The sequence below is a fragment of the Phycisphaeraceae bacterium genome, assembly GCA_020851465.1.
Classification (GTDB): Bacteria; Planctomycetota; Phycisphaerae; order Phycisphaerales; family Phycisphaeraceae; genus JADZCR01.
Genome location: JADZCR010000002.1, coordinates 87,276 through 109,774 on the forward strand (window position 1 = coordinate 87,276; position 22,499 = coordinate 109,774).

General features: G+C 58.4%; 21 protein-coding genes and 1 tRNA gene. 8 read left to right on the top strand and 14 right to left on the bottom strand.

Annotated features, from left to right (window positions below; genetic code table 11):
• Positions 1-5 precede the first annotated feature (5 nt).
• From IT444_02475 to IT444_02485, 3 genes are all read right to left on the bottom strand, one after another.
• Positions 6-812: a prepilin-type N-terminal cleavage/methylation domain-containing protein gene (locus tag IT444_02475; protein ID MCC7191623.1), complete on the bottom strand. Its 807-nt coding sequence runs from the start codon at positions 810-812 to the stop codon at positions 6-8.
• A 257-nt stretch (positions 813-1,069) separates the two neighbouring features.
• On the bottom strand, positions 1,070-1,885 hold the full coding sequence (locus tag IT444_02480; protein ID MCC7191624.1) for a ferredoxin--NADP reductase: 816 nt from the start codon (positions 1,883-1,885) through the stop codon (positions 1,070-1,072).
• 135 nt (positions 1,886-2,020) lie between these two features.
• On the bottom strand, positions 2,021-4,363 hold the full coding sequence (locus IT444_02485; protein ID MCC7191625.1) for a hypothetical protein: 2,343 nt from the start codon (positions 4,361-4,363) through the stop codon (positions 2,021-2,023).
• 283 nt (positions 4,364-4,646) lie between these two features.
• Here IT444_02485 and IT444_02490 point away from each other — a divergent pair, with 283 nt between their 5' ends.
• The 5 genes from IT444_02490 (at position 4,647) to IT444_02510 (ending at position 8,191) form a co-directional block, all read left to right on the top strand.
• The gene (locus tag IT444_02490) at positions 4,647-5,405 is read left to right on the top strand and encodes an NTP transferase domain-containing protein (protein MCC7191626.1); all 759 of its coding nucleotides are present in this window, start codon (positions 4,647-4,649) and stop codon (positions 5,403-5,405) included.
• A gap of 18 nt (positions 5,406-5,423) precedes the next feature.
• Positions 5,424-5,969 (top strand): hypothetical protein, encoded by a 546-nt coding sequence (locus IT444_02495; protein ID MCC7191627.1) that lies wholly within the window; start codon positions 5,424-5,426, stop codon positions 5,967-5,969.
• A gap of 30 nt (positions 5,970-5,999) precedes the next feature.
• A complete protein-coding gene (gene rfbD, locus IT444_02500) occupies positions 6,000-6,890 on the top strand; it encodes a dTDP-4-dehydrorhamnose reductase (GenBank protein MCC7191628.1) in 891 nt (296 codons plus the stop codon).
• A gap of 11 nt (positions 6,891-6,901) precedes the next feature.
• Entirely contained in the window at positions 6,902-7,942 is a 1,041-nt protein-coding gene (gene rfbB / locus IT444_02505; GenBank protein MCC7191629.1) for a dTDP-glucose 4,6-dehydratase, read from the top strand.
• Positions 7,943-8,116: 174 nt separating this feature from the next.
• A tRNA-Pro gene (locus IT444_02510) sits at positions 8,117-8,191 on the top strand.
• A 280-nt stretch (positions 8,192-8,471) separates the two neighbouring features.
• Here IT444_02510 and IT444_02515 read toward each other — a convergent pair.
• Positions 8,472-9,227 (bottom strand): prepilin-type N-terminal cleavage/methylation domain-containing protein, encoded by a 756-nt coding sequence (locus IT444_02515; protein MCC7191630.1) that lies wholly within the window; start codon positions 9,225-9,227, stop codon positions 8,472-8,474.
• 125 nt (positions 9,228-9,352) lie between these two features.
• Positions 9,353-10,081 carry a prepilin-type N-terminal cleavage/methylation domain-containing protein gene (locus tag IT444_02520; GenBank protein MCC7191631.1) on the bottom strand — a complete coding sequence of 243 codons (729 nt, stop codon included), beginning with the start codon at positions 10,079-10,081 and terminating at the stop codon, positions 9,353-9,355.
• Positions 10,082-10,564: 483 nt separating this feature from the next.
• Here IT444_02520 and IT444_02525 point away from each other — a divergent pair, with 483 nt between their 5' ends.
• Complete coding sequence (locus IT444_02525) at positions 10,565-11,059, top strand: hemerythrin domain-containing protein (GenBank protein ID MCC7191632.1); 495 nt, start codon at positions 10,565-10,567, stop codon at positions 11,057-11,059.
• 56 nt (positions 11,060-11,115) lie between these two features.
• On the opposite strand, the gene IT444_02530 is transcribed toward IT444_02525, so the two are convergent.
• Positions 11,116-12,816: a LamG domain-containing protein gene (locus IT444_02530; protein ID MCC7191633.1), complete on the bottom strand. Its 1,701-nt coding sequence runs from the start codon at positions 12,814-12,816 to the stop codon at positions 11,116-11,118.
• A 138-nt stretch (positions 12,817-12,954) separates the two neighbouring features.
• On the opposite strand from IT444_02530, the gene IT444_02535 reads away from it, so the two are divergent.
• Complete coding sequence (locus tag IT444_02535) at positions 12,955-13,512, top strand: N-acetyltransferase (protein MCC7191634.1); 558 nt, start codon at positions 12,955-12,957, stop codon at positions 13,510-13,512.
• Between the two features lie 22 nt (positions 13,513-13,534).
• Here IT444_02535 and IT444_02540 read toward each other — a convergent pair whose 3' ends face one another.
• From IT444_02540 to xseA, 8 genes are all read right to left on the bottom strand, one after another.
• A complete protein-coding gene (locus tag IT444_02540; protein MCC7191635.1) occupies positions 13,535-14,242 on the bottom strand; it encodes a hypothetical protein in 708 nt (235 codons plus the stop codon).
• Between the two features lie 17 nt (positions 14,243-14,259).
• Complete coding sequence (locus IT444_02545) at positions 14,260-14,832, bottom strand: prepilin-type N-terminal cleavage/methylation domain-containing protein (protein ID MCC7191636.1); 573 nt, start codon at positions 14,830-14,832, stop codon at positions 14,260-14,262.
• A gap of 123 nt (positions 14,833-14,955) precedes the next feature.
• The gene (locus IT444_02550) at positions 14,956-16,062 is read right to left on the bottom strand and encodes a DUF89 family protein (protein ID MCC7191637.1); all 1,107 of its coding nucleotides are present in this window, start codon (positions 16,060-16,062) and stop codon (positions 14,956-14,958) included.
• A 127-nt stretch (positions 16,063-16,189) separates the two neighbouring features.
• Positions 16,190-16,825 carry an imidazole glycerol phosphate synthase subunit HisH gene (gene hisH, locus IT444_02555; GenBank protein ID MCC7191638.1) on the bottom strand — a complete coding sequence of 212 codons (636 nt, stop codon included), beginning with the start codon at positions 16,823-16,825 and terminating at the stop codon, positions 16,190-16,192.
• Between the two features lie 162 nt (positions 16,826-16,987).
• Complete coding sequence (locus tag IT444_02560; protein MCC7191639.1) at positions 16,988-17,722, bottom strand: OmpA family protein; 735 nt, start codon at positions 17,720-17,722, stop codon at positions 16,988-16,990.
• 153 nt (positions 17,723-17,875) lie between these two features.
• Complete coding sequence (locus IT444_02565) at positions 17,876-19,171, bottom strand: prepilin peptidase (GenBank protein MCC7191640.1); 1,296 nt, start codon at positions 19,169-19,171, stop codon at positions 17,876-17,878.
• Between the two features lie 98 nt (positions 19,172-19,269).
• The gene (xseB, locus tag IT444_02570) at positions 19,270-19,581 is read right to left on the bottom strand and encodes an exodeoxyribonuclease VII small subunit (protein MCC7191641.1); all 312 of its coding nucleotides are present in this window, start codon (positions 19,579-19,581) and stop codon (positions 19,270-19,272) included.
• Positions 19,582-19,649: 68 nt separating this feature from the next.
• A complete protein-coding gene (xseA, locus tag IT444_02575; GenBank protein MCC7191642.1) occupies positions 19,650-21,089 on the bottom strand; it encodes an exodeoxyribonuclease VII large subunit in 1,440 nt (479 codons plus the stop codon).
• A 384-nt stretch (positions 21,090-21,473) separates the two neighbouring features.
• On the opposite strand from xseA, the gene gap reads away from it, so the two are divergent.
• Positions 21,474-22,499: a type I glyceraldehyde-3-phosphate dehydrogenase gene (gene gap, locus IT444_02580; GenBank protein ID MCC7191643.1), complete on the top strand. Its 1,026-nt coding sequence runs from the start codon at positions 21,474-21,476 to the stop codon at positions 22,497-22,499.

The following is a 22,499-nucleotide window of genomic DNA, read 5'->3' on the forward strand; positions in this document are numbered from 1 at the left end:
ACCTCTCAGTTATCCATGCTGCCGTAGTACATGCTGCGAATACTCCATTCCATCATGGAGTATCCCGGAGCCATCGTGTCGTAGTAGTAAGGATAAATCTCATTCTTGAGGACAAATCGACCGTGGCCGTCGTAGAACGTCATTGGTAACCCTTCGCCCTTATGCCGCCCCGGGATTGGCGCGTCGGCAAAATAGAAACTTGTGATTCCCAGCGTGTGCTGAAGCCCGCCGCCGGGATAGGCGTATGAAGTATTGATCGCCGCATCCGGTGCCACGCTGCACGATGCGACGAAGATGCGATCAGCCGCCTTGCGGAGTCGCGGCCACGACTCGTTGAATTGTCCGTAGCTCGGATAGTACGTCGGCACCGGCGAATAGTACGTGGAGGTGGGAGTACCAACGTATGCATAGCCCGTCTGGAGTAATGAGTTGATACCGATTGATACAGTTCCGGGTGTGGTGGCGTAGTAATAACTTCCCATGCTGGAGCTGTATGTAGCCGGTCCGTATGGGCATCCCTGGTTGGTGAAGATGTTTTGGTAGATGTAGTTACCAACGACCAGCGTGTGGTGTACGCCGTAGGTTGCTGCGTTCCACTCCGGTCCGGAGCGGGGAAACCAGCCACGATTGTCGTTTTGATACGCAGCAGTGGCGATCTTGACCTGTCGGGTACTGCTGAGGCACTTGACCCGTGACGCAACTTCTTTGGCGCGTTCGAGCGAAGGCAGCAGGATCGCGATCAACAGCGCAATAATCGCAATGACCACCAGCAGTTCGACCAGCGTAAACGCAGCGGGTCGCCGTTGCGTCATAACCCTGGATTTACCGACACCGGAATGCATTTATTTGCTCCGATTGCACAGGTCAGCGTGCAAAGACCCACAAGCCATTATTCAATTCAACCCGAGCCAGTCAATGATAATTATCGACGTTTTCAGCATTATTCTACTGGAAACGGGCGATCATTCCGTGATCGCAGCCCTCTACCGGCTGAAAGCGTCGATTTGACCAACTGCAACCTTACACGAAGTTCTTGCTCCGCTTCGATCCTCTCCGTTCTACCAATGCTTTACCAATACTTCTCGAAATGGATGTTCCCTTCCGGGTTATCTCGTCCTCTGACAAGAAATCCTCGTGTCTCAAGATTCGTGTGAACCTCTGTAATCATGGCAGGGTTTCCGCATAAAAAGACATGCGTCTGATCGGGCAGGAGTCTGACTCCGGTGAGCCGTTCAAAAGTCTGTGGCTCCAGCACGATCTGTACCCGACCGCGCATTCCCCGCCATGAGGTAGCCTCCGGTTCGCGGGAGAGGATGGGAATGTATTTCACTGATGGGTCTTCCCGTGCGATGGTTTCAAGCTCAGCCATGTAACCCAGATCGCTACTCAGTCGGGCTCCGTGGATGAGCACGAGATTGCGCCACCGTTTCTGACTTCGACCACGAAAAGTACGAATCATCGACATGTACGGCCCAAGCCCTGTACCCGTGGCGATCATCACGAGATCTTGATCCACAGGCACGCCTTCGAGCGTGAAATGTCCATCCGGCTGCGGGTCAAGCCAGACGCGACCGTCTAATGGCAGCGACCAGAGTCGCGGCGTGAGCCTGCCTTCCTTCACCAGTACCAGGTAAAACTCAGCGTATTCCCGCACATCAGCGGATGACGCGATCGAGTACGACCGACGCACCAGGCGAGGGCCGCTGGATGCACGGCGAGGCGGCGCATTGGTTGGCGGCGCGACGCTGGGTAATCCCAGATTGCAGAACTGCCCCGGCTCGAACGGCGCGATCTGGCCGACATCCGGCTTGACACGCACGATCTCCAGCTCAGGCGTCACGATCTTTCGATAAATAATGGAAGCATTGAAAACATCGTCACTCACGCATACCTCCATGTTTGGCGAAGCGTATTCGCATCTCACCGGACACAGTACCTCTGCTGATAATAGGCTCTCGCATACGATTCGAAGTCGAGTACGCAGAGGTCCGTTCGCATTCGTGGCGATTCGGGCAGGTGCTTATCCTTTGCCTCGCAGATTCAAGTACTCAAACGAATCGAGCAAGCCTTGACGCTGGGCATGGCCGAGGTAACGGATCATCTCACGATGCACGATGGCCATCGGCTTGATCTCCGGCACCGGGTTCAGCCAGCGAGAGTCATCATTCACGAGGTCTTCGAGTCGGACCAGTCCCGCTTTGAGATACTCGATGTCTCCTGTGTGTTCAAAAGCGATCGCCAGCGCAGCCGCTGTGCTGTATGACGGATAGCCCTCCAGGTAGTTTCGATAGATTGCCTTGGGCATTCCCGAAAGCAGGCGACGCAGGTAATCCACGAGGTCTTTTCTACCCGTGATCTTTGCATATAGATCAATCGCCTCGACCATGTTGAGCATGAAGTAGAAACTCGTAATCAGGCTCCGTGACCATGTGCCGGCACGATCGAAGGATGGCGTATTTGACTTGCCCGCGGGATCGTGATTCATGAAAAAGTCAACGAGACGATTGATTTCCTTTTCAAATTGCGGTTGACGCGAGATGTCGTAAACGTGAACCAGAGCCAGCAGCGCCCAGCCGTTTTCACGATCAAAATCCTTATAAAATTTTCCGCGCACCGGATCGTGGAAATAGATGATGATTTTTTCACCCAGAGCGACAGCCACTTCCAGTACGTCGGGATCGCCGGTCAGACAGTAATACTCCATCAGCCCCTGCGTCCAGAAGTGACTCGGATATGCGCCGGAGGTGGTGTGCCGCGATGAATGCACGGGGCTGGTGCGGTGCAGCCACTTCTGATCGTGGTAATGGAGGAAGTCAACCTCGATGTTATGTCGGACCATCCAGCGAAGCAGCGTCCACCGCTGCGGTTGGCCGGAGCGCATCAGCTCACAGGCGATGGTATGGATCCCGTCGTACTCATTGTTGACCCAGACTCGTTCGTAGCTGAGCGGATTGGACCAAGCGGTCAGCACACTGTTACCTGCGTCGAACGCGCGCGGATAGTCTCCTGCGCCGGCTACTCGGTGGACCCGATTCATACCCAGTGACGGATATGAGGTGGAGTAGCCGCTGTCGGGCGTATCACCCAGGTCAAACATATCGGCTGGAGTGCTGAGGTTGACTACCCGTGACAGAAACCGCTCAAACCGTCCGTGTTTGCCGAACGTCAGCACCTTGTCCTGCTCAAACTCCCCGCAGCGTGACAGCCACTCAGGAGCGACGGAGGCACGACCTTCCCAGAGCGGAACTGAAATCGCCCGGCTGATCGTGGCGGCATTCGGTCGATCACCCAGCAGCGGCGCGATCGTCATAACCTGTCGTCGTGATCGTCCCTGCTGGAGCTTGAGCGTCCCCGCCCTTCCCGGCCAGACATCCAGCGTCAAGCGGTTGCCTTGACCGGCGAGTCGTTTGGGCGGCATGTTGATGAAGTCCTGCATGTGCAGATACACATGCGACTGGCCCTCAGTCACGCCAAGCCATTCGTTTGTCTCGATCAGCGGCGCATCGAGATACGCTGCGTATTGCGTGTCGTCGAGCAGCATGGCTGGATCTTCCACGTGGGCCGCACGACGCTGGCTGTCGGCAACGATCGCGACCGTCTGAGGGTTGAGCACTTCGCGCGGCTCATAAAACTCGCCGTGATAGATCTGAAGAAAGTGCCGCTGCGCAAGACGGGCATCTACCGCGATATCAGCTTCAACGGCAATTCGGTTGACATCCAGATATTCCTGCCCCGGTTCGAGATTGAAGAAGTGATAATCCAGCCGCAAGGTCGGCACACCGGCCCAGGCTTCGACATCCAGCCGGTAGCTGAGCTTGCGTTTTCCATTCGCAGCACAATGCGCGCCTTCGACACGCACCCGGACACGCACGGCGTTTTGCTCAAGGATGGTCAGCTTGCGCACGGTCTCGTGTGTCGAGTCGGCATCGTCCACGACCAGCCGGAAATCACGAGGCTGCGCAAGTATCGTCTTCCCATTTGCCTCGTAACGGGCGATGGGGCCAGGACCATCGCCAGCGAGTGTGATTTTCGAGCGGCCTGTATCCAGCGTAATTTGGTCAGCTGGTTGCTCAACTCGAATCACAGGCGATCCGGCTGTCGCAACCCGCTGCGGCGACACCGTATGCCTGCCGCTTCGGGTTGCCAGAAAACTCACCAATACCCACCGCACGGAGCCATCGGGCCATGAAACCAGCGAACGCACAGAGGAATGTGTCGGCGTACCGTCTTCTGAAATCACACCCAGCGTCGCAGCATCACGGACCTGACCACGCGGAATCGGTACTCCCAGCACGACCGGTGTCGGTTGGTCACGGGCGACCAGTTGGTGAACGATAAGTGTCGGCCAAGAAGTTTCAGACATTGTTGGTTACTCCCGCGCAGGTGTGGGCAAAATGATAAAGCAACGGTCTATGGAGCGTGAAAATCGGTGCATGACCCGTCACCCCCATAAGCAACGCATCGCATGCGGTATCATCGTTACGTGTAATTTCCAAATGAGCTTGATCCTGTTGGACAGCAGGTTGGGAGTTACGCTGCCCACGGGTTTCGTCGCCGGGTAACTGGTGTGGGCGTCAAGAGCAGCACGGCTTGGGAGATTCGACACCGCGTTCCGAAACGGTTCGCGTGATTGAAGGAGCAGAATCATGAAAGGCGTCATCCTCGCCGGCGGACTAGGCACCAGACTGCGACCGCTCACCCTCGTCACCAACAAGCATCTGTTGCCGGTCTATGACCGCCCGATGATCTATTTCCCCATCCAATGCCTGCTCAATGCGGGTATCAGTGAAATCATGATCGTCACCGGCGGCGAACACGCGGGAGACTTCCTCAAGCTCCTCAAAAACGGTAAACATCTGGGGGTCCGCCACCTCGAATACGGCTATCAGGAAGGTGAAGGCGGCATCGCCGACGCCCTCAAGCTCGCGCAGGACTTCAGCGACGGCGAAAAAATATGCGTGATCCTCGGCGACAACATCATCGAGGGAAATATCCGCAAGGCGGCTGGTGACTTCTTCACCCAGCGGTCCGGCGCCAAGGTTTTGCTCAAGGAAGTCGATGACCCGGAGCGATTCGGCGTCGCGCGGATCGACGAGAACACCGGCCGTATCCTGCAAATCATCGAAAAACCAAAAGACCCCGTCAGTCGTATGGCGGTTACCGGGGTTTATTTTTACGACGCTGATGTCTTCGACATCTGCCAGACGCTCAAGCCTTCCGGTCGCGGAGAACTGGAGATCACCGACGTGAACAATCACTATCTTCAGCGCGGTGATCTGACGCACGAGGTGCTTGAAGGTTGGTGGACGGACGCAGGCACCTTCGAGAGCCTGCACCGTGCCAGCCATCTCGTAGCTTCAAGCGGTGCCAATCACCTCAATCTGGAGTCAGTCGCCCGCGTCTGACCGGCATCGGATAATCTCATGGTGAATATCGAACCCGCCTTTGAGAGCCGTTCCGTGAAACGAACTTCCAACGCCATCCTGGGTCCCAAAATTTTCACCGGTGAGTTGAAGCTTGCCCTGGAAACCGCTGAGCGAGATCAGGAGCCGCTTTTCCTTCCGACGACCATCTATGCCGACGACCGCGGCTGGTCGATCATGAACCAGTATCAGGGCGTGCTGACCCCTGACGGGCAGATCAACTACTCCCACATGTATCCCGGCGTCATCAAGGCGTGGCACCGTCACCGCTTTCAGGCGGACCTGTGGCTTTGTGTCAACGGTCAGGTTCGCGCCGGTGTCCATCGTGACGCTGACGGCCAATCATGGTCCATCGTCATGGGTGAAATGCGACCCGGTATCCTCGTCATTCCCAGTCCGCTCTGGCATGGCGTGGCGACCGTCTCACACCTGCCCGCGGGCTTGCTCTACTACGTCACGCGAGCCTTCAACCCGCAGGCTCCCGACGAAGAACGCAGGCCGTTTGATTCCGTCCCCGATTTCCCGTGGACGGTGCAGAACCGTTAATCACATGCGCACATTTGGAAAGAGCGACTCGTGAACCCACCCCACCGCCGGCTGGCAACGCCGCGAACGATCCTGATCGTCGGCGGTAACGGCATGCTGGGGCGCGCCTGGTGTGAATTAGCCCAGCGGGAAAATCTGAGCTACCAGGCTCCCCCGCGCATGGAGCTTGATCTGCTCAACCCAGCCACGATCAATCACTGGGTCACAGATCGATTTGATGCTGTGGTGAATTGCGCTGCATGGACCGATGTCGATGCGGCGGAAACCCACGCCGACGACGCTGACCGACTCAACGGCCAAGCCGTCGGCTTCCTGACACGGCGATGCGCCGAGGTCGGTATCGGACTGGTTCATTACTCCACGGACTACGTCTTCAACGGAACCAGCCAACCCATTCCCACAGGACAGAAACGAGAGCCGCAGAACGCCTACGGCCGGAGCAAGGCGATCGGGGAAGAGTTCCTCGAAAAGAGCGATGTTCCGCATCTGCTTGTGCGGACCAGTTGGCTCTATGCGCCATGGGGAAAAAACTTCGTGCGGACCATCGCGGCGTTGGCGCAACAGAAACCGACGCTCCGAGTCGTCAACGATCAGCGCGGCCGGCCAACCAGCGCGGAGCACCTGGCGGCCGCGACGCTGCAACTCATGCGGCGCGGCGCAGTCGGAACCTTTCACGTCACCGATGGCGGCGTGTGTACATGGTTTGACCTTGCAACTCAGGTCGTCCAACTTTGCGGTGCCAACTGCCATGTGGAGCCTTGCACCACAGCCGAGTTTCCCCGGCCGGCCAAGCGTCCCGCTTACAGCGTGCTCGATCTCTCCGCCACCGAAAACCTGCTGGGGCCTATGCCTCACTGGCACGACAACCTCGCGAGCGTCGTCCGCCGCATGGTCTCATCCGTACCCGTCCGTACTCCTTGAAGGCTTCGATCATGTCCCATCTTCTCGTTACCGGCGGCGCGGGATTCATCGGGTCAAACCTGATCCGATTCATCCTGCAAAACAGGCCTGATTACAGCGTCACCAATCTGGACTGCCTCTCCTATTCGGGGAATCTCGACAATCTGGCTGACGTGCAGACGGACCCCCGCTACACCTTCGTTTACGGAGACATCAACGATCGACCACTCGTCGAGCGTCTGCTGGTCGGATGCGACGGGGTGCTGCATCTGGCGGCTGAGAGCCACGTCGATCGCTCGATCGTTGATGCCAGTCCCTTCGTGCGCACCAATGTTCTGGGTACGCAGGTTCTGCTCGATGCGACTCGGACGCTGACACAGCAAGGTAAGTTTCGCGGTCGTTTTGTCTATGTATCAACGGACGAGGTGTACGGCTCGCTGCCGCTGGATATGCCGGAATTGCGATTCACCGAGGAGACGCCGCTGACCGCCAACAGCCCCTATGCCGCCAGCAAGGCGGGCGGCGACCTGCTCGTCAACGCGTATCACCATACGTTCGGCCTCAATGTCTGCACCACACGATGCTCGAATAACTACGGCCCGTATCAGTTTCCCGAAAAGGTCATCCCCCTATTCGTGACCCATTTGCTCCAAGGTAAAAAAGTTCCGCTCTATGGTGACGGCAGAAACGTGCGCGACTGGCTGCACGTGGACGACCACTGCGAAGCGATCCTGACCGTGCTGGAAAAAGGTGAAGCGGGTCGCGTTTACAACATCGGCGGAAATAACGAGCGATCAAACCTTGAACTGACGCACACGATCCTTTCCATGATGGGACAGGGAAAAGAGATGATCGAACCCGTAGCTGATCGTCCGGGACACGACCGCCGCTATGCCATCGATGCATCGCGCATCGCCCGCGAGTTGGGATGGACTCCCACCCGATCAGCATGGCCCGGCGGACTGGCAGCAACCATCGCATGGTATGTCGATCACCCCGACTGGTGGCACCGCATCAGAGAGGGAACCTATCGGGAACGTGCACGCGCGTATCACCTGAACACCTCACGATGATCCTCGCGAGTTGGGACATCGCTGCCTGCGGAATGATGACGTTTGGTGATGATCCAAGGCATGATTTCCACGACTTTTTCGGGGCGCGACTTCGCCTCAAAATTGCGTCTGCTCAAAAAATGATTCTTCCTCGGATTGGACACCCGCCAGAAGCGGCTTATAAATATGGCTGCTCGGGGTGTAGCTCAGCTTGGCTAGAGCGCCTGCTTTGGGTGCAGGAAGTCGTCGGTTCGAATCCGGCCACCCCGATTTAACCGGCAAAGAGACCCTTCGACTAACAAGTCGAAGGGTTTTTTTGTCAGATCAGGGTTTACGTCGTTCGCGTTCCGGTTCAAACAAGCCGACTCCAATATCGCTCGTCATTCGGTGGCCATTGAACCGGCCCAGCGAGTGGCCGCTTCCTGCATGAAGTCGAACATCCTCGCCGCGCGATGCTGGCCGCGGTAGCGACTGCTCAAGCAGGTGCGGCTAGTGACGGAGGGCAAGGTCTGAGATGAGGCCAGGTGCGGGCGTGAAAACTGTGCGGGCATCACCACCAGAAATACGGCCGGTCGTCGAAGTGGGTGACGTTGTTGGCGCCGCGGCTGAAGGCCAATGCGTTGGGCAGCGCGCCGAGTTGCATGGTAGCCACGTGGCCGTCGGCAAACGCAGCCGGCCCCGACTTCCACGACATGTGGCGGAACGCAAAGCCGAACGTGCTGTAATCCATCCGGCTCACCCCGCCTATCGTATCCGCGAAGGCGAGCACCACCGAGGGCGAGTGGGCCAGTTCGCCGGAGCGACGGAGAGTGAAATAGGGGCTGGCCATGACCGTGCCGTTGGCCCCATGCAACCCCGAGCCCGAGACATAATCGCTGACGCACATGTAGATCGCAGTTCCAGCGGAGTCGAATTCGTAGGTGGTGATCTGCTCGACTCCCTCCATATACGGGCCATCGTAGGGCGAACCCTTGAGGACCAGCGGGCACTTGAATGGGTGAGCGTTGCGGTAAAGCGCCGAGTTCCCGTAGCCCGACCAGCGGTAGGCGGATGGCGCGGTACTGGTATAGAACGCAGCCTGCCACACCCAGCGGTCATTGGGCAGGAACCACTCGCGATTGTCGTTCTGATAGTAGATGTCGCTGGCCTCGATCTGCCGCAGGTTCGAGGAGCACTTGAGGAGCGAGGCCACCTGCCGGGCGTTGTTCAGAGCCGGCAGCAGCATCGCAAGGAGCAGCGCGATGATCGAAATCACCACGAGCAATTCGACGAGGGTGAATGCGCAGCGCAGGTGGGCGCGGGTCATCACGGTATCGACTCCTATCGAAGCAGCGGTCGGCTTGCCGAAGGAGGATCAGGATCACATCCTCGCACTACTTTCATCGGTCCGCTCCGCCGCCGAACCGCATAACAACGCGGACGCTGGCCAGCTCAATCGTTGTCGTCGTAGAAAATATTGACACCCTTGGCGAAAGGTGCCCGCACGAATGCTGCGTGGCCGTCCATGTACGAGACGTTCAACCCCATGCCGTTGTGTCGAAAAATTGTCACGCCGGGCCAGACGGAGTGATTATCCAGTGCCAAACCGAAGCTCGTATCGCCGTAGGTGTAGGCGTAATAGTTGTTGTTTTCGTTGAGCATAAAGACCGTTGAAGTCTTGCGGATCTGATCGAGCTTGCTCAGCCGCGTCACACCCCAGCCCGACGCAAGTGTATCGATCGCATCATCGGCACTGCTGCCCTCGTGCAACGGATTCATGCACGCATTGTGCCCGTAAAGCGGCAAAGGCCAGGAGGGGTACGACTGTCTGAAGCCGTCGGGACAGGCGCGCTCACCGGTGATGATGGTTGACTTCAGATAGTCACCGCCGGCCAGATAGCCCGCGGTGATGAATTGGTTCCAGTACAGCCCAGCATGTCCTGGACTTTGCGGGATCGCCAGCGCGAAGAAGCCGCCGTTGTCCTGGATATAGGTCATCTGCGCCAGTGTCGCCTGTTTCATATTGTTCGCGCAGCGGATCTGATTCGAGATGGAACGGGCTGCTTGTAACGATGGCAGCAGTAACGCGATCAGCAGCGCGATGATGCTCAGAACCACCAACAGTTCGACCAGAGTAAAAGCCTCTCGGACGTACTGCGGTTTGTACGCGCTAGATCCCATGACAGGCTCCGCCGCCGGACGTTCCAGGTTCACACCCGCACCATTGACTACCGCAGACAGTGAGTTTGAATCCAGTCGAGATCGCGGCGTCGTGACATTCATTCAGAATTGCGCCATGAAGTCTATCCGAAGCAACACCAACAAAAAAGCCTGAAATAACTCCAATATTTGAACCATTCACCCAAGCAATGCGTCGCCAATTAGAAGGCCAGCCGCGATGCCGAATGCTATCCTCATCGATTCGGACACATGGAACGCGCCGTAGGCTAATCCGGCACCAAGACTAAACTTTCACGGCGGTTGCGTGGGTCGATCATCATGCTTGCGCTGGGTTACATCCCTATGATCTTGTCCAAGCTGGCTCTCATGCCGGATTCACGCTGGTGGATGCTCTCGTGAGCAACGTCGGATTAGTCGCGTGAGCCTGGCGTTGCCCGGTGACAGGTCCAGCCACGATCCGTCGCCGGGATGGAGACTTTCGAGATGGGATCACTCGATCATCTGATGCACGTTCATGGTGACCTGGACGAACTTTTCGCCCGTCACCGCGACGCGATCGTCCTTCTGAATTTCAAGCAGGCTCTGGAATTGCTGGAGCAATACGAGGTTGAATTACGCCGCCACATGAAGCACGAGGAGGAACAGATTTTCCCGCTTTATGAAGAGCGGGTCGGGCATGTACCCGGAGGCGATCCCCGGTTTTTCTATCTGGAACATGCCAATCTCCTCAAGAATCTTGCGCTGTTCAAGCCGCTGGTTGAGAAGCTCGCTGCGGATCCATCAGCCGGCCCGCGACAGGCCCATGAATGTCTGCGTGAGCAGTCGTCGTACCTGCATCTGCTGGAACATCACGACCTGCGCGAGAAAAATATTCTCTACCCCCAGCTGGACCGAAAGCTCACTCAGGATGAGCGGTCAGCAATACTCAGCCGTTGCGGGTTCGACCATGATCCGCAAAACACACAGCGCTGCGTCTAATCGTCCACGGCGATTGACATGGCGTTTCGCTGGAGGCCGGATCACACCTCGGCGTGTTACTTGCCTCGTTGTTCCCACAACTTTCCGATGCTGCCGGGTGTCAGAGCACCGGCATGGAGCCGTACATCACTAATGCAGCCGTCAAAGCTGCCCACCGCACCACGGCCGATCCGCAGAGGTTCTGCATTTCCCAGATTGAAATGATGACGACGGGGCATGGCGGAGCGATGTGACAACTGGCCGTTGATGAAAATTCGCAGGTCGTTGTCTCGACGTACCATCGCCACGTGCGTCCACTCGCTGCCTATGTCGTGCTCGTGACTGGCGACCACACCCGTCTGACAGGAGAGAACCCGGCCGGCGGTCCGGTCAGGATCGACGTCCTGTGTGCGGGCCTGACTCGCGCCGGTGCAGGCCCAGAGCAGGCCCTTATGCGTGGTGAGCGTCAATACGCGCATCCAGCTTGGGCACACGTCAGACTTCCAGTCGCGGCGGCTGGCGAAATTTCCCAGCAGCGACCAGTGGCCGTCGGTTTCGTAACGGTAGATTTGCGCCTTGGGCAGCACACCGGCGAACAGCTTGCCGTTATGAACGCCCAGCGCGTTGATCTCGTTGATCCGCGCCACACCCGGCTTGTCGGTGGCAAGTCCCAGCAGGCCGGTATTCACCCACTGATCGCCGCCGGCGTGACGCAGGACATAGCCCTGCGGCCAGGTGCCCGCCCAGAGATTTCCGGCGTAGCACTGGAACGAATGGATTTGTGTAATGTCAAACGGTCTCCGACCGATGCACGTCCACTTCTGCCCGCCGTCATAGCGGTAAATCGCAAAGTGAGACGCTCCGTACAACACGCCGCCCACCGGCATCAGACATTCGAAGTTATCTCGATCATCCAGCACGCCAGCGTCGATCCATTGATCGCCTTTGAGTCGGAAACAGTGACCTTGATCGCCGCGGTCGAGGCCGACGAAAAGCTCACCTTCAAAGCTGGCCATGCAGATGACGCGCTGCGCTTTGCCCACCTGACCCAGATCGCGCCACTGAGTTCCGCCTTCGTAACGAAAGACACGAGTCAACGCTGTGGGCGGCGTCGCGCGTCTGGATTCCTCCGCACGGCCCCAATCCCAGATACCCGTACCTGCGTAAAAGTGCCCTTCGTGGACGATCATCGACATCACGCTCAGATGCGACGGATCATTACCCAGACGCCCGCAGTCGATCCATTGATCACCGCCCGCCCACCGGTAAACCTTGCATGCATCCTGCGGTCGGGCGGCATCGGAGACTCCCGCATAAAGCTCGCCGCGATATACCGTCAGGCAAGGCACCAGCGGGTTATCAGCAGCCGGCATGCCGTGATCCGTCCACTCACCGAAGTACGCATCATCGATCCCCGCGTGAACATGACGAGAATCACCGACCGATGAGTAGCTGGCTGAGCTGCCCGATACCCATAGATTCAATCCGCAGCGTCGCTGGGCGTCGAACTTGGAAAGCACGTCGCCGTAAATACCGCGCATCGGCTGCGCACACTTGATCCACGCCGTGACTGAGAAATCTTCACCGCCTAGTTGCAGCGACGGGGCATCTGCGATGTCGATGAGACTGTCCCGGCCATTGAATCGCGCGCCGCCCTGCGGCGCACCATCAGGGCCTGTCACCCACTCCACCTGGTGTAACTTGCCATGATGCTGACCGGCTACGTCCTGAGCATTACCACGGAGAGGCCAATGGCCGATGAGCGGATTCTTTTTCATAAGTCGGGCCATGATATCCCCTGCGGTAAATGTTGCAGAAACCCGGTGATCGTCTCCGCATAGCAGGAAATTTTCCGCTGACCGCCACGACTGCGATATCATTTCGTCTGACGTGCCAACTGCGGGAATCGCGCTTTTATGATCCGCCATGCTTCCATTCAGGATGTCCGAGCCTTCGGCAAGATCATCAACGATTGCGCCGAGTATGGTCTGATGCTCCACCGATCACTGGCGGATCTCTATGAAAACGTCCGCGACTTTCAGGTGGCCATCGAGGACGATCAGATCGTCGGCGTGTGCGGCCTCAAAATCGTCTGGTCCAATCTCGCAGAGATTTATTCACTGGCGGTCAAACCGGAATACCGCAAGCGCGGGCTTGGCCGGCGGCTGGTGCTCTCTTGCATTGACGAGGCGGAAGAACTGGGTATCGCACGGCTGATGACGCTGACCTACGAAAAGCATTTTTTTGAGCGGTGCGGTTTTCACGTAGTGGACCGGCAGACGCTGCCGCTGAAGGTCTGGAGCGAATGCGTCCGCTGTCCGAAAAATCAGGCGTGTGATGAGATCGCGATGATCCGCGACCTTGAGGTGCCGGAACTCGAACCCTTCAAGGATGATCGGCCTAATGCCAGCGCGGTCGCGCGGGAGATTGCGGTGCCGCTGGTGGTCAAAGGCAGACGTGACGACATCGATTGAGGTCTGCTCCGAACCTGTCTGGTTATCTCCCGCGTCCTGCGCCGCCGGGCCGATGAGGCGGACGATCCGGCAGCCCCAGCTCACGACGTCGTTCCATCAGTGCCTTGAAATACTCACCCATGTAGGCCTGATCCTGTGGATCGCCCGTCTGAATACGATCCTGGAACATTTTCTTTCGCTCCTCACGGCGATTGGTCGCGCTGGGTTGACCTGAGGGCGCGGCGCCATTGGACTGAGGCGGTCGATTTTCTCCTTCCGGTCGAGGAGGCCTTGCGGCACCGCCGTCGGGATTCCCCGACCCACCCGGCCCTCGGCGACCCATCATCGCCCCGCCGGCACGCATCGCCTCCATTTTCTGGATGTCCTCATCGAGGATCGCCAGTCGGCGCTGCGGATCAGCTTTGGCGAACTCGCGGAAGCGAAGACCCATGGCTTGCGACTGTACCTTCTGCACTTCCTTGCGCAACTCCGGGTCTGCCCGCATCATCTCCCATCCTTTTTCTCGCTGCTCCGGCGTCATGGTTTCCGCCAGCTCGCGCATCCGCTCGACATAAGGCTCACGCTCGGCTTCGCTGAGCCGTTGAAATCGTGCTGACTTTACCAGTGACATCGCGTCCTCCGCCGTAGCCGGCATCGGAGGTGACGTATGCAGCCACGTGTAATACCCGCCCGCGGACACAGCGGTTATCGCCAACACCACCAATGCCGAGATGCTTATCCACTTCTTCATTACCAACTCCGTGCTGTTTAGAAGTTCCCGGCATGCCCGTCGGCAAAGAGCAGATTACGCACTCCGTGAAACGGGCCGACGATGATCTGACCTACCGTCGTTGTATCGAATGATCCGCCGTCGAAGTCCCGCGCGACCACCACCTCCGGGGCCTGCACAAAACCCATCGCCACCGGGAAGTAAGCCTCCAGCGTGACGCCGCTGAGAGTCGTCTGATACATGTAGCTCGAACCCGACAGCGGGAAAACTTCGGTGTCCGACGGACAGCGGAAGGCGTTCCGCGCATCCTGTCCCGTGCTCGACGACAGGTAATGGTCCAGCACCTGCGTCAGCGGAGGATCCGCGTCGGCAGAGACAAACGGATCGGGCATGTACTTGGCTTTGGGGAACACCCCTTTGAACTCGTCACGGTACATCTGGATCGCCTGACCAATCGAGCGCAGATTGGCTGAACAGGCGAGTTTGTTGGCGCGGCGGCGGGCCGCAGCCAGACTCGGCATCGCAATGCCGATCAGAATTGCGATGATCGAAATCACCACGAGAAGTTCAATCAGAGTAAAAGCGCGAGGGGTACGTTGGTGGGCACGCATGAGGGTTAAACTCTTTGGACACCGCTTTATTGCAGACAAAAAAGAAAATTCAGTTCCCCCATTTGGCGCAGCGGCTTGCTCTCATTGATGGTAATTCAGACAGGTTCTACGCCTGAAAACGGCTTACACGGGTTCAAACCGCAGCACCAGATCGTAAAGTTTTCCCCCCAGATGGTCGGCAACGCCGCTGTCTTTAATCATCGCGATCTTGAGCACATCGCAGGTAAACCGTGCGTCGAGATTGCTTTCGACCGCCCTTCCCATCCCTTCGATAACAACCAGATCAACCCGTTTGCGTTCCATCGCAGCTATCAGTTCCGGGGAAACACGTGTCAGGTCGATCAAAGGCAGGCCATTGCCGCTGGTGACTAGTTCCAGTTGTCCATTGCGGCGAGCATCGGCGATGGTGGCATCCCATGCCGCGATACGGTCGATCAGCGTGAGCAGTTCATCATGTGTGACATCGTTGAGCGTCGGGGTTCGGTTGGCGGTGAGGATCACACCCGTGCCGCGACGGAGCAGTTCCCGCGCCAGTGGAATCATGCCCAGAATTACATCGGAGCCGGCATTGTCCACAAAGAGGATTGCGTTCTCGTGCTTTCGAGAAAGTCCCGACCCAAGGGTGCGTGAGAGCCAATGCTCAAAGTCGTCGATCAACCACGGCCGTGGCGCCAATCGCTGGCGAACCGCGTGGAAGTCCACGCTGCCGTCCTTGAACAGGTCTGCCGTCTGAGTCGCGCCGAGGTCAAAAATGTTGCCGGCAAATATTCCGTGTGTGATCCGCGCGAGACGGTCCGCATCGTCGAGATCGTCGAGTTCACGGAGCACCGACGGCAGGCACGCCAAAGCCGCCTCGTTTTCCCGTGTCTTGGGCAGTCGGTAGGGATCAACGATCCCCGCGCGGCGGAGTGTGCGTTCCCGTTCGATGCAGATGGTCAGAATATCCAGCCGTCCGAATCGACTCGGATTATCCGTCAGCAGATCGAGGTAACGGGAAAACTCCGTGCCCGCCTGACGAACGCGCTGCGCGGTGTCCGCCGCATCCAGGCCGCGGTCAGCTTCCTCCCGTGCCGCCTCGGCGAGCAGCTTCGGAAAATGACTGCGAAACAGCCCAAGCCAGTACTCCGTCATGGGGCTGCTTTTTTTTAGTTCCCACTGACAGGGCACATAGCCGCGCGGGTCAGCCAGCAGCGGAAAAGTCAGATCGTCAGAAAACTTCATTTCCAGCATGGGGCGAAAGTGTAACGTGCCGCGTTGCCACGAGGTTTACATGCGGATTTCGACGCCGGCTAACACGCGGAGCCTGACGGTGGATGTCGTCAGTCATGTCAGCGGTTGGTGTTTCTTAACGCGGGGGTCAGATGCGTGTGAAGTTTTCAAGCATCTTCAATCCCACGCGCTGCGACTTTTCCGGGTGAAATTGTGTCGCCCAGATATTGTCGCGCCAGACCGACGCACAAAACGGCACACCCTGCGGGTATTGCGCCGTGGCGGATGTGAGCACGTCACCCTCGCTGGGTAAGGCGAAGTAACTGTGGACGAAATAGACAGCCACGCCCTGATCGAGGCTGCGAAGGAGCGGGTCATCGCGCCGCCAGGTGAGGTTGTTCCAACCCATGTGAGGCACCTTGAGACGTTGACCGTGCTGAGGCCGGAAACGCCGGACGCTGCCGCGCAGAATTCCCAGTCCGGGCACGAGTCCGCCTTGCGGTGCGTCTTCCTCCGAGCCATCGAATAGAAGTTGCAGGCCCAGACATATTCCCAGCACCGGCCGGCCGGTGGCGATGAACTGACGGATCGGCTCGACCCAGCCGCGCTGTTGCAGATTTGCCATGCCGTCACCAAATGCGCCGACACCCGGCAGCACCAGACGATCGGCATCGCGGGACTCGGCAGTGGGCGCGGCAAATAACTTCGCAGCGGCACCGACCTGTTCAAAGGCCTTCTGCACGCTGCGGAGATTACCCATGCCATAATCAACGATAGCGATCATGGAAATCGAACCCATCACGGCGCGACCGACCGCCGACATCGGCGATTGCGCGGAAGGATGATCGTGCCGCGGTGAAACGGGGAGATTACAGGAAACCCGTCATGCAAGGTGACCGCTCAAAGGTGATGAGAGGAGGCGACGATCAACGGTCGCCGCCATCCATCACTTGAGAACAACCACTTCGACGCGGCGACTCTGGGCCTTGGTCGCCTTGGGCTTCGACGAGCCGTAGCCGATGGTGCTCAACCGACCGCCAGCAACACCGGCCGTCTGAAGGTAAGCGGCAACCGCATCGGCGCGAGCCTCGCTGAGCTGCTGGTTGTCCTTCCACTTGCTCTTGCGGATCGGGTCGGAGTCGGTGTGACCTTCAACGCGGATCTGATGGCCTTTATGAGTACTGGAATTAAGCGCTTTGGCGACCTGAGCGAGGGTCTTGCGGGCATTGGCGGTCAGGTCCGCCTTACCGGAGGCAAAAAGTACATCGCCGGGAATGTGGACTTCGATACCTTCGCTCGTGCGTTCAGCCTTGACGCCTTCGATGCCTTCAAAGCCGGTCTGGTTGGCCTGATTCGCACGGGCTGCGGCGGCTGCTTCGGCGGCGGCACGGTCACGGGCGGCCTGTTCAGCGGCACGGCGTGCTTCCTCGGCGGCACGTTCCGCAGCTTCCTTTTCCGCACGCAGGCGTGCCAGCTCAGCGGCGGTCGCAGTACGATCGTTTTCCGCTGCCTCCAATGCGGCGCGGGTGCGGTTGAGTTCATTCTGCCCTTCGACATTCTGCCGATAGAGCGCATTGCGTTCATCCTGGAGCTGACTTTGCCGACAGCCCGTCATTCCCACAAGCCCCAGGGTCAATGCCAGTGCCGCCGTCACAAAAATCTTCGATCGCTTGCCAACCATCGTTAAACCTTTCGGAAGTTAGTTTCTATTGATGAGTCCCTGACCGCTGATAGTCGATCGGCGAGTGAAAGACATGAAAAAACGTCTTTCAGCGGCTGTCGGCGATCGAAAATCAGCAATCCGCGTTGATTTTATCGGTATCGGTAGATGTGTTCAAAAAGGTAAAAGATTCAAGATCGGCTGGTGGAAGAACATCAACACGACTGTCGCCGCCGCCAGGTACGGGCCGTAGGGAATGACGCGCACCTCGCCGCGAGCGATCCGGGCGACACCGACGGAAATCGCCGCGTATGCCAGCCCAAGGAATGGCGCTATGAAAAAGATCACCACCGCATCGCGTGGTCCGAGCACCGCCCCTACTGCTGCGAGCAGATGCACATCCCCCAGCCCCATCGCTTCCTTACCAAAGGCCAGCGTGCCCAATATGCGCGTTGCCCAGATCATTCCCCCGCCGACCAGATAGCCGGAGACGACGCCCGCCGCGACCCAAAGGGGCCGGGGCGCATCGCTGACGGGTATGAACCAACCAATGATCGCTCCGACGATGGGAAACAGGAGAAACAGCAATTCCTTGCCGACTTCCCAGCGGGGATGCGGATGGGCCAGAAAATCTTCGTGAACAGCAGGCGAAGCGGGAACCATCGAGGCACCCGTACTCTTGTCGTTCTTTTGAGATTGAGCGGGGGTCTTGTTATCACCCGCTGCGCCATCTTCGTGGGGAGCTGGCTCCTCATCAAAGCTACGCGGCAGCCAGCCCAGTTTCAGCAGGCCGCAGGCGATGAGCAGTCCGAGTACCGCCCCTGCTGCCAATCCGATCGGTGAGCCTGGCGCAAGCTCGATGCCGCAGGTCCGTTCCATGAATAGCTGAATGAATCCTGTCAGCGCATCACCGCTGGGGCATACCGTCTCCATTACCGGAATAAACCAGACCCCCAGAGGCAGGACGATGAGCGCGACGGCAGTCGCCATCCAGGGAATTTGGAGCGGAATGATGTAGAGCCGAAAGTCGATCATGGTCGCTGCAATCAGCGATGCGATGAGCACCGCGTGGACGAGCAGTGCCGGCCAGGTCGTCAGCAGTCCTCCCGCGGCATGCCACTCCAGCCAGAGCGAGGTCCAGTGAACACCCGTCCGGTTTTCATAAGACCACATCGGCGCGAGGTAATAGCTCCAGAACATAGCCGCGAACAGTGCAGCCGTCAGGGCTTCGATCAAAGGGTACTGCGCGCTGATGGGTGCTTTGCAATAACGGCACTTGCCCCGGAGCCACAACCAGCCGAGCACCGGCACGTTGTCATAAACGGCGAGCTTGTGCTCGCACGATGGACAGCGCGACGGCGGATGCAGCAGGCTTAATCCCTCAGGCAGCCGATAAATCACCACGTTGAGGAAACTGCCCACAATGGCGCCGTAGATCGCGGCAAGAAAGAAATATGGCCAGAGGTTCACATCGTTTCCCGAAACCGCGACGGGTCGAGCCGCGGACCATCCATCACTCGTCCTGATGCGCAGCCTGTGCCGATCCAATACGGCTGGAGTCGTCAGCCCTATTCCTCAGCGTTCTCATCAATCTCGGCGTCAAGCTGCTCATCATCCTCGTCTGTCTCTTCTTCATCGGCTGCTTCGTCTTGGGAACCCTTGATTTGCAGCCGGCCGTCTGCGTCGGCGGTCAACTCGGCGATCCGCGTCTGGGCATTATTAAGGATGGTCTGGCACCGCGCGATGAGCTTCATCCCTTTTTCATACTGCGTAATGCAATCCTCCAACCCGCACTGGCCGGACTCGATCTCATCAATGATCGTTTCAAGCTGTTCGATAGCCTGTTCGAATCGGGGCGATTTTTCAGATGCTCTGCTCATGGGAATCTCTCGGAAAAGGTGCGGAGACTGACAAACCCGGCTACGCGGAGACCCGCCAACATGCACGGCTACGCAGGTGCGGACGAATCACCAAACAGCGTCGTTTCATCGGCGGCCCGTCTGGGTTGTGACTTCGATTTACGCTGCGTTCGCGGCGGCGGTACCTCTCCCCCATCCACCACCTCGCTGGACACCCGCCCGTCCGCCAATACACTCGTGATGCGCACTCCCGGCGAAACCTGACCCGCGCTGCGGAGAACCTTTCCATCCGGGCCGAGCGTCAGACTGTAACCGCGCTGCAGCACGTTCAACGGGCCAACCGCCTGAAGCTGACGTGACAAAGCTGCCAACTTATCGGCGTCAGCTTTGACACGGCCTGGCAGCGAGCTGACAAGCCGCTCCCGAAGTCGAGCGAATTTTTCCCGATGCGGATCAACCATCCGTTCAGGGCGGCGGAACATCGCGTGTCTCGCAAGTGCTGCGAGCCGTTGACGACTGCTCTCAGCCCGATTGCGCAACATGCGCGTCATACGATCCGCCAGTTGTGTCACCTGCTGCTGGAGCGTCCGGCGGTCGGGGATCAGCGTCATCGCGGCCTGTGTCGGCGTCGAACAGCGAACATCGGCGACAAGCTCGGCAATGGTCTGGTCCGTCTCATGTCCGATCGCCGCAACGATCGGCAGCGCGCAGCGGAAAATCGCATCGGCGACGACACGCTCGTTAAACGCCCAGAGGTCTTCGATCGACCCGCCGCCGCGTGTCAGGATCACCGCGTCGATGCCCAGCGATTTCCCCTGTCGTGACAGAGCATCAATGGCAGCGGCGATCTCCGGCGCGGCTGCGGCGCCCTGCACCCGTACATCCACGAGCAGCAATTCACATCCGCTCCACCGTCGGCCGGCGGTGTTGATCACGTCCTGCAACGCAGCGCCGCTCCGGGAGGTCACCACCGCGACGCGATAAGGCATCGAAGGCAAGCGCTTCTTTCGCTCATTATCGAAATAGCCAGCCCGACGAAGCTCCTCGCACAGGGCTTTGTAGCGAGCTTCCAGTGCGCCTTGACCAACAGGTTCAAGCGCATCGACGTAAAGCTGAAGACTGCCTTGCGCATCGAAGTAGTCGATGCGGCCGGTCGCGACGACTTCCATGCCGTCGGCCACGGGAAACGAAACACGTCTCGCAGCCGACGCAAAGCAGACGCAGCGCAGACTTCCACCCTCATCCTTGAGACTGAAAAACCAGTGCGCACGCTCGGAAAAATTGCTCACCTCACCTACGACACGCACCTTGGGGGGCAATCCCGCAGCCAGCGCATCCTTAATCAAGTGCGAAATCTGGCTGACCGTCAACACCTTCCCACCCCCGGAAGTTCCCCCGGAAGCACGCCTGGAATTTGTCCCGGACGCAGCACCGCCACGAATCACACGAGAGTCTGGTGATGAACGAGATCGAGAGCTAGACGATGGCTGCGCGGGGTCGCGGTCGGGATTAAAGGGAAGTCGAGCCATGTGATGATTCAGAAATCCTCATCCACGTCGGCTGCAACGTCAAACACCTGAAACTCCTCAAAGTCCGCGCATGACGCGCCGCGATCGCAAGGCAGCAGCATTTTCCGAAAGAATCGCTACCGCTGCCTCATACGCGACCCGCTCAACGATCATCTGCGGGCCGTCCTACAATTCTCTCTAGTCAGACTGACCTACTCACCTGCGAAGAGTGAAGATGCCCTGGTATTGAGACACTTTGGTTATTGAGGTGTTGCTGCGACCGGCCGGCCTGCAACAAACGATTTGACATGCAGAGCAAACTTCCTACCTTTGCCGTTTCGACTTGCATCGCTCCCACCTTACCGGCTTTCTAAAATTTGCCGGTTTTTTTAAGGAGACTTAATCATGCCTATCAAGGTTGCCATTAACGGTTTTGGTCGTATCGGTCGTCTGGTATTCCGTGCCGGCTTCCACAATCCCAACATTCAATTCGTCGGGATCAACGACCTCGTTCCGCCTGATAATCTCGCCTATCTCCTCAGTCACGACACGACGCACGGCCGATTCAACGGCAAGGTCGAGGCGAAGGATGATGGGATCGTCGTGGAAGGGAAGTTCGTCAAGTGCGTCTCGGTGAAGAACCCAGCCGAATTGCCCTGGGGTCAGCTCGGCGTGGATTACGTCGTCGAATCGACCGGCCTGTTCACTGACGTTGAGGGGGCGTCACAGCATCTCAAGGCCGGCGCCAAGCGCGTGCTGATCTCGGCACCGACCAAGACGCCTGAACAGGTCAACACCTTCGTCATCGGCGTCAACGAAGAGAAATACAATCCCGCCAAGGACAAAGTCCTCAGCAACGCCAGTTGCACCACCAACTGTCTGGCACCGCTGGCAAAGGTGATTCACGACAAGTTCGGCATCGTCGAGGGCCTCATGACGACGGTGCATGCGATGACCGCGACTCAACCGACACAGGACGGACCGAGCAAGAAAGATTGGCGCGGCGGTCGCGCGGCGGGGCAGAACATCATCCCGGCCTCAACCGGTGCGGCCAAAGCGGTGGCTCTGGTGATGCCCGAACTCAAGGGCAAGCTCACGGGTATGTCCTTCCGCGTGCCGGTGAGCAACGTCTCGGTCGTGGACCTGACGGTCAAGACCAGCCAAGACACGACTTACGAGGACATCGCCAAGGCCATCAAAGATGCCGCCAATGGTCCGCTCAAGGGCATCATGGGTTACACGGACGAGGAGGTCGTCTCCAGCGACTTCATCTCCGATCCGCGCAGCTCCATTTTTGACAAAGGCGCAGGCATCGGCCTGAGCAAGAACTTTTTCAAGCTCGTCAGTTGGTATGACAACGAGTGGGGCTACTCGAACCGTATCGTTGACATGCTCATCCACATGGGCAAAGCCGACGGTCTGGTCAAGTGA